The 13,973-nt window shown below is 44.9% G+C and carries 17 protein-coding genes; 15 read left to right on the top strand and 2 right to left on the bottom strand.

Going from position 1 to position 13,973, the window contains the following annotated elements:
- Positions 1-22 precede the first annotated feature (22 nt).
- On the top strand, positions 23-1,495 hold the full coding sequence (locus ACFO3D_RS05285; protein ID WP_390293598.1) for a Na+/H+ antiporter NhaC family protein: 1,473 nt from the start codon (positions 23-25) through the stop codon (positions 1,493-1,495).
- Between the two features lie 178 nt (positions 1,496-1,673).
- Here the strand turns inward: ACFO3D_RS05285 and ACFO3D_RS05280 are convergent, their stop codons facing one another.
- Entirely contained in the window at positions 1,674-1,871 is a 198-nt protein-coding gene (locus ACFO3D_RS05280; RefSeq protein WP_390293596.1) for a DUF2188 domain-containing protein, read from the bottom strand.
- A gap of 105 nt (positions 1,872-1,976) precedes the next feature.
- Between ACFO3D_RS05280 and ACFO3D_RS05275 the strand changes: the two genes are divergently transcribed.
- From ACFO3D_RS05275 to ACFO3D_RS05210, 14 genes are all read left to right on the top strand, one after another.
- The gene (locus ACFO3D_RS05275) at positions 1,977-2,291 is read left to right on the top strand and encodes a CHY zinc finger protein (protein WP_390293594.1); all 315 of its coding nucleotides are present in this window, start codon (positions 1,977-1,979) and stop codon (positions 2,289-2,291) included.
- 71 nt (positions 2,292-2,362) lie between these two features.
- Positions 2,363-2,599 carry an indolepyruvate ferredoxin oxidoreductase subunit alpha gene (locus tag ACFO3D_RS05270; protein WP_390293592.1) on the top strand — a complete coding sequence of 79 codons (237 nt, stop codon included), beginning with the start codon at positions 2,363-2,365 and terminating at the stop codon, positions 2,597-2,599.
- Positions 2,600-2,957: 358 nt separating this feature from the next.
- The gene (locus tag ACFO3D_RS05265; protein ID WP_390293591.1) at positions 2,958-3,350 is read left to right on the top strand and encodes a hypothetical protein; all 393 of its coding nucleotides are present in this window, start codon (positions 2,958-2,960) and stop codon (positions 3,348-3,350) included.
- Positions 3,347-5,479 carry a LuxR C-terminal-related transcriptional regulator gene (locus ACFO3D_RS05260; protein ID WP_390293590.1) on the top strand — a complete coding sequence of 711 codons (2,133 nt, stop codon included), beginning with the start codon at positions 3,347-3,349 and terminating at the stop codon, positions 5,477-5,479. Before ACFO3D_RS05265 ends, ACFO3D_RS05260 begins: the two co-directional genes overlap by 4 nt.
- 427 nt (positions 5,480-5,906) lie before the next feature.
- Complete coding sequence (locus ACFO3D_RS05255; RefSeq protein ID WP_390293589.1) at positions 5,907-6,308, top strand: DUF192 domain-containing protein; 402 nt, start codon at positions 5,907-5,909, stop codon at positions 6,306-6,308.
- A gap of 24 nt (positions 6,309-6,332) precedes the next feature.
- Positions 6,333-6,533 carry a Flp family type IVb pilin gene (locus tag ACFO3D_RS05250; RefSeq protein ID WP_390293588.1) on the top strand — a complete coding sequence of 67 codons (201 nt, stop codon included), beginning with the start codon at positions 6,333-6,335 and terminating at the stop codon, positions 6,531-6,533.
- Between the two features lie 237 nt (positions 6,534-6,770).
- A complete protein-coding gene (locus ACFO3D_RS05245) occupies positions 6,771-7,283 on the top strand; it encodes an A24 family peptidase (RefSeq protein ID WP_390293587.1) in 513 nt (170 codons plus the stop codon).
- The gene (locus ACFO3D_RS05240) at positions 7,277-7,654 is read left to right on the top strand and encodes a TadE/TadG family type IV pilus assembly protein (RefSeq protein WP_390293586.1); all 378 of its coding nucleotides are present in this window, start codon (positions 7,277-7,279) and stop codon (positions 7,652-7,654) included. The genes ACFO3D_RS05245 and ACFO3D_RS05240 overlap by 7 nt, the downstream gene beginning before the upstream one ends.
- Positions 7,655-7,672: 18 nt before the next feature.
- Positions 7,673-8,584, top strand: coding sequence for a pilus assembly protein TadG-related protein (locus tag ACFO3D_RS05235; RefSeq protein ID WP_390293585.1), 912 nt, complete (start codon positions 7,673-7,675; stop codon positions 8,582-8,584).
- 8 nt (positions 8,585-8,592) lie between these two features.
- Positions 8,593-9,558: a Flp pilus assembly protein CpaB gene (gene cpaB / locus ACFO3D_RS05230; protein ID WP_390293584.1), complete on the top strand. Its 966-nt coding sequence runs from the start codon at positions 8,593-8,595 to the stop codon at positions 9,556-9,558.
- Positions 9,559-9,574: 16 nt separating this feature from the next.
- Complete coding sequence (locus tag ACFO3D_RS05225) at positions 9,575-10,387, top strand: CpaE/TadZ family protein (RefSeq protein ID WP_390293583.1); 813 nt, start codon at positions 9,575-9,577, stop codon at positions 10,385-10,387.
- Complete coding sequence (locus ACFO3D_RS05220) at positions 10,384-11,826, top strand: CpaF family protein (RefSeq protein ID WP_390293582.1); 1,443 nt, start codon at positions 10,384-10,386, stop codon at positions 11,824-11,826. Before ACFO3D_RS05225 ends, ACFO3D_RS05220 begins: the two co-directional genes overlap by 4 nt.
- 5 nt (positions 11,827-11,831) lie before the next feature.
- Positions 11,832-12,758, top strand: coding sequence for a type II secretion system F family protein (locus ACFO3D_RS05215; protein WP_390293581.1), 927 nt, complete (start codon positions 11,832-11,834; stop codon positions 12,756-12,758).
- 3 nt (positions 12,759-12,761) lie between these two features.
- Positions 12,762-13,682, top strand: coding sequence for a type II secretion system F family protein (locus tag ACFO3D_RS05210; protein ID WP_390293580.1), 921 nt, complete (start codon positions 12,762-12,764; stop codon positions 13,680-13,682).
- 43 nt (positions 13,683-13,725) lie between these two features.
- Here ACFO3D_RS05210 and ACFO3D_RS05205 read toward each other — a convergent pair whose 3' ends face one another.
- On the bottom strand, positions 13,726-13,872 hold the full coding sequence (locus ACFO3D_RS05205) for a hypothetical protein (protein WP_390293579.1): 147 nt from the start codon (positions 13,870-13,872) through the stop codon (positions 13,726-13,728).
- Between the last annotated feature and the right edge of the window lie 101 nt (positions 13,873-13,973).

Below are 13,973 nucleotides of genomic sequence, written 5' to 3'. Positions count from 1 at the left end.
ATAACAAACAGGGGGTAGGAAGATGTCAAAAGAAGAACAGCTGAAAGAAGCGACTGGGGAGAAGAAGATTCAATCACTTACATTTCGGATGGGCGCATTCGGTGCTGCTGTACCACTTTTATTTTTCGTGGTCTGGGCAATTTCAATCAGTGTCCTGAAGCTATCATCCGAAGTGGGACTCGTTATGGGGGCAGTTATTGGGCTTACGCTTGGTCTCCTGTTCTGTAAAAGCAAATGGGAGGATTATGCCCAGGGATTGTTTGATGGTCTCGCACAACCTATTGGTGTAGTAGCGATGGTCGCATGGTTTTATGCAGGAATGTTTGCGCAGGTTCTTCAGGTCGGCGGACTTGTTGAAGGATTGGTCTGGGTCGGGGCAGTGACCGGGCTTACAGGTGGATTATTTGTAGCCTTAACATTTTTACTGGCAGCTACATTTTCAACCGCAGTTGGAACAGGATATGGGACTACCGTGGCTTTCTGTACACTGATGTATCCGGCTGGTGTGGCTGTTGGGGCTGATCCGGTCTTCATGTTTGCAGCTATCCTTGCTGGTGCGGTTTTCGGTGATAACCTTGCACCTGTCTCGGACACGACAATCGTTTCGGCAACCACACAGGATGCTGATGTACCAGGCGTCGTTCGGTCACGTTTCAAGTATGCGATTGCAGCTGCAATACCTGCAACAATACTCTTTGCTATTTTTGGTGGTGGTGGAAAGGCGCTAGAAAACCAGGCGGCTTTGGATTCTATGATAGAGTCAACAAATCCTGCTGGTCTGATTATGCTGGTACCATTTGTACTTGTTCTCGTATTAGCTTTATCCGGCCAACATTTACTAACTTCATTAACATGGGGAATCATTGGCGCTATTCCACTGATTGTACTGCTTAACCTTGGCACATTTGGTGATATTATCCGTTTTGATCCTGAATCCGGCACGATTGTGGAAGGTGCGCTGGTTAGCGGGCTGACAGGATACTTCAACATGGCAATCCTTATTCTGCTTATCGTTGGTGCCGCGCACTTGATGCGTCTTGGTGGCACAATGGAAGCAATAACAAAAGGTCTGATTAAATGGATTAAAAATTCAATCCGCAAAGCCGAATTTGCAATCTGGAGTATCGTGGCACTTCTTAACAGTGCGATCACCATCAATACTGCTGCTGAAATTGCTGCAGCACCGTTTGTCAGAGAGCTTGGGTCAAAGTATAAGATTCACCGCTACCGCCGAGCCAATATGCTTGATGCGGTAACTTCGGCACTCGGCTATATTTTCCCGTGGGGAGCACCAGTCCTGCTTGGCTGGTCAACAATTCAGACGATGACAAATCAATACGAATGGCTTCCGGTGGTTGAACCAACTGCTGTATTCCCATTTGTGTTCCAGGGCTGGTTCCTGGTAATTGTCATGCTGATTGCCGCCTTAACCGGCTGGGGACTTCGTTATGAGGGTAAGAATGGTGAAGAATTGAGAGAAAGACCAAAAGAATAATAGGAAAGAGTAAAGAGTGAAAGCCTTCCACGAGGTCTTTCACTCTTTTTTTTCATAGGGGCGGGGTTTAGCCCTTGTACTATCAGAATTTATAAGTTTCTACTGAAAATTGTATAAGAAAAACTTCGACACTTGTTATAGACAAACCGAATGTCAAGTTTTTCTACGAGTTTGTGTTCTAAAACCGTTTTTCTTCCACCACATTATGTTCCTTATCGAGAATGGAAAGACGACTTGGTGTATTTTCTTTAGCGAGTTTTTCAGCTTCGGCAATTGCATCGTCTTTTGCTCCGTATTCTTTTTCCGGTGCAACATCTTCCAGCTTCACAATCCATGCTGTTGCATCACGATTTGGTGCTACACTGTATTCTTTCATAGATGAAAACTCCTTTACTGCTGTTTTACAGATTCGATTCCCATACCGAATTCGAATCAAACATTTGTGATATACTTTTACCAGGTTGATATGGGGGTTTTTTAGATGAAAATCAGGGGAGCAATCGATAGTGAAACACGCTGCAGCCATTACCATGGTGAAAATGACCGGATTGCTATTAAGTTTTATTGCTGTCAGGAGTATTTCCCGTGTATCCATTGTCATGAGGAATATGGCTGTGGTCACCGTGAATTATGGCCATGTAAAAAGTTTGATGAGCAGGCGATCTTGTGCGGAAGCTGCAAAATTGAACTTACGATAAATGAATACCTAACTAGTAACTCCAGGTGTCCTTCATGTAATGCATCGTTCAACCCAGGGTGTGCACTTCATTACCACCTATATTTTCATAAACCGTGAGTCAGGTTGTTTACTTGGAGCGGTTATTTCATGTATCATTTAAGTAGCAGGAGAAAAGGAGGGTGCGATAGATGGCTTTTGTAATATTGGACCCATGCCGTCAGGAGAAAGCTGGAGAATGCTTAACTGTTTGCCCGGTGGATTGTATCGAAGAAGGGCCGGAGCAGTTTTACATAGATCCCGATATTTGTATTGATTGTGGTGCATGTAAAGCAGTATGCCCGGTTGATGCAATTGTCGAAGAATATGACTTAGCGCCGGACCAGGAAAAATACCTGGAAGAAGCAGAAGAATTCTTTGCTAAATAACGGCATTTCCAAATAAATTAAAACCTCGTTTACGGGCTGTTTAGGCCAGTAGGCGAGGTTTTTTATATGGATGTCAGTTCGGCAAACGTGCCTGGACCAGGCAATTCCCGCTCCCCGAGATAGACCAATAGTCCCCTGATTTTTTCTCTTAATTTGATGGAATGTATAATTATGAGTCTTTTTGATTATTTACTACCAGCTGCTAATACCCGATATTAGTAGGAAAGAGAGAAAATAGAGAATGGGAACACTAGGGGATATGTATCACGAGAATTATGGTATAAGATAGATAATAAGTTTACCTGATACTTATGCTGTTATCTGTGAATGTTCCTGTAAAAGAAGGATAGGTGAGATTATGCAAAAACACACTGTATCTGGACAATCTGAATCTGGGGGGATTCTGGCTGGATATTTTTTGGAGAAAGCAGCAATAGTGGAAGGGGAACCTGTAAACATGAAGGTAACTTTCAGTATTCAGGAGGAAAATGATATGGTAAGAGATGAACTGCTGCCATTGAGGGCAGAGTGTGCACTGCTTTTCCAGGCAAACCCCCATATGGTAGAGTCAATTGATGGCCTGCAGCAGTTGCTTGGCAAGGAAAAGGATAAGTTGCTTCCTGTTCTGGAAACATTGGTTAAGCAAGGAATTCTGCAAATGCTTGGAGATGAAACGGCCCCCTTATATCGGTATAAAGAGCCCCTTACTATAACGGAGTTTGATGCCAAAAAACCAGCAGATAGTCTATGAGACAATTCGAGCTGTTGGAAGAAGTTCTTGAGTTTTATGCAGAGCGATACAAACTTACCGTTATAACAACAGATAAAGAAGGGGATTCTGTTCTACCAGTTAAAGGGGAAAATCCACTAAGTAATATTTTTTTATGTGATAAAACAAATGGCTTGTCAGCGGTGATCGCCAGAACACTAAGAGAAGCGAAAAACATTAAGAGTCCACTGGTTTATGAACTTTGGCCCGGAATACATACCATTATTGCGCCATTCGTTCCAGAGGACGGAAAGATGTATTTTATTTGGGCGGGTCTAATGGTGGAACAGGAAACAAATCATCTAGTACTTGACCAGCTTAAGGAAAAATATCCCGATATCCATAATTGGGAGGATATCCTCGCACAAACACCGATGCTTACAGCGAAAAATAAAGCTGACTGGCTGAAACGGATCTCGAAGCTGATCCGGCTGGCTGGTACTCCAGGCGGAAAAAATGATGGTTCTTCTTCGTTTGGAGAATACAATCAGCTGCTTTCCATAGCGTTTCAAAAGGAGGAGCTGGAACTAACTCCCGTACTGAATGAATTCTTGGCAAAGGGAAAAGAGTTTGACTTCATGGGATATGCTGCAAAGCAGGATGATGAATCATACATTGTCACCGATGTTTCCGGGAAAGCCGCCCAGGGCCTTAAAGGTGCTGGTTTCTCGGTTGGCGAGGGCTTCCTAGGACGTGTGCTGGTGACAGGCGAACAGGAGTATTGGGATTCAATCAGCAAAGACCCGCGCACCTATTTTTTTACCCGGAATGGACTTTCACCAGCGACACTTTTTTGTTTCCCTATAACCCGGCATGATGGGTCACTGGCACTGTTTTTCGGTGGAAACGTAACCGCGATGAAAGAAAATGGAAGGATGGAATTTGCCCGGACATTGGCAACTATCCTTGAGAAGAGTCTGTTGACTGACGCGCTGAGAGACGAAAATACACAGCAGTTTCAGCGGCTGTCATCACTGGTGGAAATCTGTAAAATGATGGTTTCCAGACCGGAATACAAGCGGATCATTTATATACTCGTCGATATCAGTCTCAGTCTGATGGAAGGCCCGTTCTCGTGTATGATTCTGAAAGACCCGAAGACCGGCAAAATGAAGCTGGTATCCCGCGGGGCACAAAATGAAAGTATGGGTGAGTATGCGCAGGATGTCATCGATCGATATTACAGCGGAGTTTCCATGGAAAGTAAAGATGTATCCTTGAAAACCGCCGATGATGCCACGAAATGGGGAAGCCCGGTGATTGAATGCCCGCTTTATTATAAAAGTGTACTGCTTGGCATTCTTTGTGTAGGTACCAATTCACCGGATGGCCCCCAGTTAAGCGAGGACAGAAAGTTTCTGCAGACGTTATCAAGTATTGGTGGTGTCACACTGAAACTTGCCATGAGTGAGGAAGAAGATACCGAAGAAACGCAAGTGAACACGTTATATCAAGCAATACGGCAGTTTGACAATGAGGCTTATAATACTGCGGAGACAGCATCGGACCTCGCAGAAAAGTTTTCTGAGAAGCTGGAGCTTTCATTATGGAGCAGCCAGGCAATAATGAACAGTTGCAAACTATATCATTATGATGTCGAGTTCATCAGAGAGATATTACCTGGCAGCAGAATTGCCGATATTGTGGAAAATACGAAAGGACTGCTTGACGGAATCCGTGACTGGGAAGATTTAGAGGTGGAAAGCCGAGTAGTAGCTATTATAATTTCTTATATGAAAAATAACCTGCTTGATGCAGTAACATCCCTTACTAATGGGGTTCAGGATGAAATGGTCAGCAAATTTATATCATATATTCACAGAAGTCAAATGATTGAAGAAGACTTTTTCACAGTTGAGGATGGGGGAGAAGAGGCGACAGATGAGTTCATTACATTCGCGATTAAAGAACTTAACATCTCACCCCGCGAGCAGGAAGTCCTCGATCTCGTAATCCGCGGATTTAATAACCGAGAAATAGGCGAGAAGTTATTTATCAGCAGCCACACAGTTAAGAACCATGTCACGAGAATCTTTCAGAAACTGGGTGTCCAGGATAGGGCGCACGCAATATCCAAGGTATATCAATTAAAATATCAGAAATCAAACTAAGCCTCCCGCACGTCTGGGAGGTTTTATTGTGTTCTTTTTTATGGCGAGATCTGAGATTTAGTATTATTATCAGGCCATTTTGAAGCATTATCAGGCGAAAATGATCGCATATCAGGAGATTTCACTTTATTTCAGACCAGCATATGGGAAAGTACGTTGACTTTTGCCGATTTGAGTATAGGTACTTGGCAGGAGTGGACGAAATAAGGTGAATTTTAGGGTGATTTAGCATATCTAATTACCCAAGAATTATGCCATTCCTATGTCTAAAGTAACAGGAATCGAGGTTTTTCACCCCTTAATAGGAAGGCATTCCCCTTCTTTGGCGTTAACTTATTAAGGGAATACTGGTGGATGCCAATACCTGACAAAATCCGGCATAATAGGGTTACAGGTTGAGCAACAACAGCCGTGTAAAAGATTAATAGTGGAAGTGGAGGTGTACCTGATCGAATTGGTCAACTGCAGTACCGGCCAGGTAATAGCCAGTGAAATGCAAACCGCATATTCATTCTGGCGACGGTTCAAAGGGCTGATGCTCGTAAAAGAAATACCTGAGAACTTTGCCTTGCATATCGCACCATGCTCGTCGATCCACACGTTCTTTATGAAATGCCGGATTGATATCTTATACCTTAACCAAAAGAACGAGATTGTCGGTATGGAAGAGAATTTCGCACCAAGCAAAGTTGGCAGACTTCTAACGGGAGTCAAATCTGTCATTGAACTACCTGCTGGTAAAATCAAAGCTTCTGCTGTGAAAATTGGACACGCTGTCGCGTTTGTCTCAAGCGAACACGAGAAAGTCATCAAGACTGGAACTAATTAACTTTATATAAAGGGAGAGATTTACATGTTGTTAGAAAAATTAAAAGGATTGTTTGTAGAAGAAGAAGGACAAGGAATGGTGGAATACGGACTTATTCTAGGACTTGTTGCAGTAGTAGTTATTGTAGCTTTGACCACAATGGGTACAGATATAAAAGCTCTATTTGACGATTTGGTAGCACAACTGCCTGGCGGAACAGCTACAGACAGTACTACAACCCCATAAGTAATTAAAGGGCCCGCCCCCACGGGCCCTTTTATAAGATATTATTCATTTTTAAAAATGAGATCAGCATGAGCAAAAGGCGGCGACTCCAGTTGGAAAAGCAATAGCTGAAGACCCCACAGAACGAGGAGACGAGTTCGAGGAGGCTGAAGCATTGCCCGCGGAAAGCGTCCGTCTGAAGCGAATGCGGGTTATATAGGTTTAGTAAACTATCAAACAACGAATGAAGGGATGGTCATGATGCTGGATATTTTCCTGTTACTGATTCTATTAATATGTGTGATTACAGATCTGAGAAGCAGAAAAATCTACAATAAAGTCATTTATCCTGCTCTTTTGGTAACACTAGTATACCACTTGGCAGCAGGCGGCCTGGAGGGTCTATCCCATTCTTTCATTGGTTTTTTGACAGGACTCGGTCTTCTATTAATCCCATACCTGATGGGTGGGATGGGAGCAGGGGATGTAAAACTGCTTGCTCTGATTGGTGCTGTAAAAGGAAGCATGTTTGTTTTTCAATCGTTTCTCTATATTGCGATTCTTGGGGCCGGAATTGCGGTCGTAGTTCTTTTTGCCCGTCGAGGAATGTTTAAGTCAGTAGTTTACTATCTTGCAAGTTTACGAAATGGAATAGTGCTTCCTGGCGGTGTTTCAAGAGGATCGATGACGGCCACGTATCCATATGGAGTGGCGATTGCCGGTGGGGTCGTACTATGTATGGTCATCCAGGGCGGTCGTTTTTTATGGTAAAAAATGAAGACGGACAAGCAATGGTCGAATTTGCTCTTATTGTTCCACTACTTCTAATGCTTCTTGTGGGGATTTTTGACTTCGGAAGGGTGTTATATACGCACCTCCAGCTCGAATTGATTGCCCAGGAATCGGTCCGGATTGCTGGACTTGGGCAGGGAGACGAAGCAATTCGTACGTATGCACATAACAATTTTGATCTGGGAAACCCTGGAGATCTTCAGGTGAGTATTTCACCTGAAGAGCCAAACCGCGTCTCGGGTGAGTATGTTACGGTCACCCTCACCTTCCCGGAAGAAATTCTTGACATATTGGGCAGTGCCGCGGTTCCATATACGGTTAAGACCAGCTCGACAATTCGGGTGGAGTGACGAAAGGGGTGCACAGTTATGTTCGAACAACTGAACAACAATGAACAGGGCAATGTGCTCGCTCTTTTCGCCGTGGCACTCGGGGGATTACTTCTGGCTGTTGGCCTGGTTATTGACGGTGGTCACTTGTTTATGACGAAAAGCCACCTGCAAAAAACAGCAAACGCAGCAGCACTTTCAGGAGCGCAGGAAGTTCCGTATTCTGAAGTGGAAGTACATACGGTCGTTGATCGGATTCTGCTGGAACATGGAGAAACAGGAAGCCTTGATCAGGTATTGATAGAGCCGGAAAGTCAAATAGAAGTTATTTTATCGAAGGATGTCCCGCTTTTTTTTGCAAAGTTGTTTGGGATAGAAACAGTACCTATTAAAGTAAACGCGGTTGCGGCCATTAATCCAATGGGCATAGCTAAGGATGCTGTACCCTTGGGGATTGATGAAACCGTCGAGTTGATTTATGGACAGACATATTCATTAAAAGTGGACGCAGGTGATTCTGCTTCTGGAAACTTTGGGGTTTTGGCGCTTGATGGCCCAGGTGCGAAATTGTACGAGGACAGCCTGCGTGATGGGTTTGATGAGCAGCTTGAAGTGGGCGATATTGTTAATACGCAAACTGGTAATATTGCTGGACCAACACGGAATGCGATTGATTACCGGATTGCCAACTGTCCGTATCCGGTAGGGGAATATAAACACCGGGACTGCTCCCGGGTAATGCTGATTTTGGTGTACCAACCGCATGAAGTTACAACTAATCAGATGAAAAGTGTAAAGATAACAGGATTTGCATATTTTTATGTCACCGATCCGATGAGTAGTACGGATGATTCAATTAACGGGATTTTCATCAAACGAACCGGTACAGGTTTTACAGGTGAGGGGACGCCGGTTAATCGCGGGGCATATGCAGTCAAATTGATAGAGTAGGTGAACAGATGAAGCCAAGACGGATAATACTGCTCGCACTGATTTCCGGAGTCATAACGACAGGACTTTTTTATATGTACATGAATAAGAGCGTACCTGCAAGTTCCGGAACAGCTGAACAGACAGAAATGGTCGGCGTTGTAGCCGCCGGAATTGATATAAAGAAAGACCAGCAAATTACGGAAGAAAACCTGGTTTTAAAAGAAATGCCTAAAGATCAGGTCCATGACACAGCCCTACGGAAGACGGAAGAAGCGATTGGTAAATTTGCTGCTGCTGATATAAAAGCAGGTGAAGTGGTCATGAGTCACCGAATCCGTACAAGTGAAGATGTAACGGACGTTGTTTCCCGGAAGATTGCTGAGGGTAAACGGGGTGTTTCCGTGCAGGTGGAATATGATCAGTCTGTTTCCAATCTGACGGTTCCGGAAGATTATGTGGATGTCATGCTAAGCGTCGTCCTCGACCCAGCGATTCCACTCATTGAAACGGATTTAATTCTTGAAAAGATCCGTGTGCTTGCGGTAGGGGAACGATTAATTGAAAAGCGTGAAGGGGATGTGGAAAAGACATATATGACCGTCACACTTGAATTGACGCCGGAACAATCGGTCAAGCTGGTACATGCAAGTGAGCGGGGAAGCATACATCTTGCCCTGTATAGCAAGGTCGACACCGTTAAACAGGAGACTGAAAAAGAAGCGAAACCTGACGATGAAGAACCAGCCAAAAAGGAAGCCAAGGTTGGCGGTGACAAGGATACGAGGTTTGTGACCACTCCTGAACGGTCCATTATTCGTAAAGCACCCCAACTGACGGCGCCTGTTGTAACGGTAGTTGATCAGGGGACCGCTTTACTTTTTTTGGATGATCAATCGACCGATGAGGACGACCGGGTATGGTTCAAGGTTAAAACTGCTGATAAAAAGAATGGGTGGGTTAGCAGCCGTATAGTCAAACATGAGAACGAGTAAGGAGGAGGTTGCAGTGGTGATTTCTCCAGATAAGAAAAAACAAACAGTTGCAGTGTGCAGTGCCACTGGAGGACAGGGCAGGACCTCGGTTACGGTAAATCTTGCCGCTTTCCTGGCAGCCCGGCAGACAAAAGTGACGATACTCGATGCTGATTTGCAGTTCGGCGATCTCGCGATGGCACTTGATATCGATGCGCCGGTGACGCTCGCTGATATTGCGGAGCAAAGTGACAGCACCAACAGTATAAGCTATCTTAATCGTCATCCATCCGGCTTGGATTTGATTGCTGCCCCAAAGCGGCCCGAGCAGGCTGATATGGTTAACAATGATCTGCTTAATGGTGTTATGGACGAATTGCAGACTGTTTCGGAGGTTCTTTTTGTCGAAACCCAGGCAGGTCTCACTGATCATACACTCCAGGCTGTTGAGAAGGCTGACCGGATATTGGTTGTGACCACCCCTGGCATGATCTCACTTAAAAACGCAAGACTTATGATTGAAACTCTTGATGCGCTTGGTATGAAAGATAAAGTCCGGCTGGTTGTCAATCAGTCGACCGCACCATCAGCGGTTAAAGCAGGTAATATTGCTGAACTAACAAAGGTATCAGAAATTTTTCATCTGCCGTATGACCTGAAAAATACGGCCCAGGCATTGGATACAGGGATGCCGATAGTTATTAGTAATCCGAAATTAGAGTATGCGAAAGCAATTGAACGTATGGCGAAGAAACTGTTTGTGGTAGAGCGCAGTACCGAGAAAAAAGTACAGGTGCGTGGGTTGTTCCGTATCAAAAAAAGTAAAAGAACGCGAGGGAAACAACGATGAGTCTACTGGAAAAGCTGCAGTCCCAAAAAGAAAGCAAACCGACAGCAGTAAACACTGCGGTGAAAGAGAAGGGTAATACAGCACCGGACAAATCTTCGGCGGTTTTACGAGAACCTTCTACTGAGCTAAACGCAGTTGACCCTTCTGCTAAAGTCAAACAAACGAAAAAGAATTCTGAGGTATCCAAAGAATACCAAGAGCTGAAAAGTCTGGTGTTCAAGCATATCATCCGGGAACGGAAAGACGACGAGGTCGAAGCCATTATCGAAGACCTCGATGAAATTATTACAGAAATTGTGTCAGAACAAAATTTTAAACTCCGTCGTACCGAGGACCGGAATAAATTAAAAGAAGAGATAGAGAATGACTTGACCGGGTATGGTCCAATCACGCCGCTATTGAATGATGAAAGTGTCTCGGAGGTTATGGTTAACGGACCGAACCAGGTGTATGCCGAGCGCAACGGCCGCTTGGAACTTACCGATATAACGTTCCGGGATAATGATCATGTGTCAGCAGTCCTGGAAAAAATCGTTGCCCCGCTTGGCCGGCGGATCGATGAAAGCAGTCCGATGGTTGATGCGCGACTTAAGGATGGATCACGGGTTAACGCGATTATACCGCCTCTTGCACTTGGTGGGCCGACCATCACCATCCGTAAGTTTTCCAAAGAGCCATTTACGATTCATGACCTGATTCGTTTTGGTACGTTAACCGAAGAGATGGCTGAATTTATTCAAGCGTGTGTACAGGCAAAATTGAATATTTTTGTAAGTGGTGGAACAGGATCCGGAAAAACAACTACGCTCAACGTATTGTCATCGTTTATTTCGAATACTGATCGTATTGTCACCATTGAGGATGCGGCTGAGCTTCAGCTTGGACAGGATCACGTTGTCTCGCTTGAAACGCGTCCACCAAACATTGAAGGCAAAGGTATGATTTCCATCCGTGACCTGGTGCGAAACTCGCTCCGTATGCGTCCTGACCGAATTGTCATTGGGGAGGTGCGGAGTGGTGAAGCCCTCGATATGCTTCAGGCGATGAATACCGGGCATGACGGGTCACTGGCAACCGGTCACTCCAACAGTCCAAGGGATATGGTTTCCAGACTCGAGACAATGGTACTGATGGCCGGGATGGAACTGCCGATCAGAGCAATCAGGGAACAAATCGCTGGTGCGCTTGATGTTATTATTCAGCAGTCCAGACTGAAGGACGGCACGCGCCGGATTACTAATATCACCGAAGTGCAGGGAATGGAGGGGGACGTTATTGTACTCCAGGATATTTTCACATTCCGCCAGTCAGGTCTTGATGAGAATGGTAAGATAATCGGCAAACTGGTACCAACAGGGATTCGTCCGAAGTTTTATGAACGGATGGAATATGAAGGAATTCATCTGCCACCATCTATTTTCGCTGAAAAAATGGAGTGATAGCAATGGAGTTTATTTTACTGGCTGCAACATTTATAACAGTATTTTTATTTCTTTTCGCAATAGTTCAGTGTAGAAAATCCGAAGTAGAACGACCTGAAAAAAAGCCCAAACGATCGATTTCTGATTTATTGAAGAATGCCAATGACCGCTTGAAAATGCTGCTTGTCCGAAAAGGAAAACCAAGTGAGAAGCGGAATACGCTCCAAGAACGGCTCAGCGTTGCCGGACTTCCGATTAAGCCTGAAGAATTTGTGGCTTTCCGCTGGCTGATTGCACTTATAACTGGTGGCCTTTTAAACTTAAACGGCAACATATTGCTGGGAATCCTGGGATTTGTTGTGGGTTATTTTATCCCAGAAGTCTGGCTGAAAAGGAAAATGAATAAGCGGATTAAGGCATTCAATGAGGGACTCCCGGGAATGATTACGTCGATGATGGGGTCATTACGGGCTGGGTTCAGCTTTGTTCAGTCACTGCAGATGGTCGCTGAAGAATCGTACTCACCAATTAAAGAAGAAGTGGAAATCGTCATAAAGTCGATGCAGTACGGGACAACCATGGAGGATGCACTGATTGAATGGCAGAAACGGATGCCAAGTGATGACCTCGGTCTGCTGGTAGATGCCATTCTGATTCAGCGACAGGTGGGAGGAAATCTGGCCTACCTGCTTGATAAAATCGTTGAAACTATCCGGGAACGGACAAAAATTGAGAACCAGATCAAGACCCTGACAGCGCAGGGAAGACTGTCCGGTATCATCATCAGCCTGCTTCCGATCGGACTGGGATTTGTCATCTATCTGATGAACCCAGGTTATATTTCCACTTTATTCACAGAAACGTTCGGCCAAATCATGCTCGGCGGAGCGCTTGTCGGCGGCGTTATCGGATTCTTCCTGATTCGCAAAATAACAACAATTGAGGTGTAGGCCATGCTGGCTTTTTATGCGGGGATTTTTATCACTGTCAGTTTAATAGCGTATGGATTCCTTGCTGTTTATTCCGGCAAAAGAATCGTGGTGCAGCGAAGAATTCAGACGTATCTTTTGAATAATACCCCGGTAGTGGAAAGCGCAGTGGCTGCCGAAGAAGATCTTTCTTTTAAGGAGCGCGTAATTGCGCCTGCCTGGAAAAAAATGAAACGGAAGTACACCAAGCGGTTAAGCGAAAAAGAGGCGACTAAGCTGGAGGTTAAGCTTCTCCAGGCTGGCCAACCATTTGGACTGACCCCTGTTTCGTTTAAAATGCTGCAGATTGTGCTGACCATCGCCTTGCCGGCTATTGGTGCTGGATACAGTCTTCTCTTGGATGTATCTGTATTGATAACGTTGGTGCTTGGCCTCGGTGGACTGGCAGTGGCAGTTCTTTTACCAAAGTATTATCTTAAATCAAAGATCGAGGCGAGGAGCAAAGAGGCAGAAAAAAGCCTCCCGGACATACTTGACTTGCTGACGATAAGTCTTGAAGCTGGGCTTGGGTTCGATGCTGCAATCAGTCAGGTTGTTGCCAAGAAGAAGGGCGTTCTGGCGAATGAATTCAAAGTGACACTTGAGGAAATGCGGCTCGGAAAAACCCGGAAGCAGGCGCTGACAGCGATGAATGAGCGAATTCAGTCAGAAGATTTGAAGACGCTGATTTACAGCATTGTCCAGGCGGAGAAACTCGGTATCGGTATGGTGACCGTTTTGCGCGTTCAGACCGAGGACATTCGGGAGCGTAGACGTCAGCGGGCAGAGGAAGCTGCAATGAAAGCACCAATTAAAATGATGTTTCCACTGGTTTTCTTCATTTTCCCCACGTTGTTTGTGATTCTGCTTGGTCCAGCGATCATTCAATTTATGGATGCCATGTAAAAAAGCAACTATCTCATTAGGGTGGATAGTTGCTTTTTATTATTTATTTTTCTGATTTATCTTCGGCAGGCGTGGCTATTTTGCTGGCAATCCAGCGTTTGGCTGTAGTCTCGTCGATTTCATATTCTTTTCCCGCTCGCAGCAGTTCCCCGTGATACGCAGTCTGCACGTTCATTTTTACTTTTGGCATTTGTGGTACTCCTTTGTTGGCTGTTTACTTTTAGTTTATCATACATGACAGCGGTAGGGATTACATTGAATCGCGAGACTTTTTAGGCGGGAATTCCGAAC

It is taken from the genome of Virgibacillus kekensis (genome assembly GCF_042654125.1).
Classification (GTDB): Bacteria; Bacillota; Bacilli; order Bacillales; family Amphibacillaceae; genus Lentibacillus; species Lentibacillus kekensis.
Note: the sequence above shows the minus strand (reverse complement) of the source record. Positions and strands in the feature narration are given on the sequence as shown.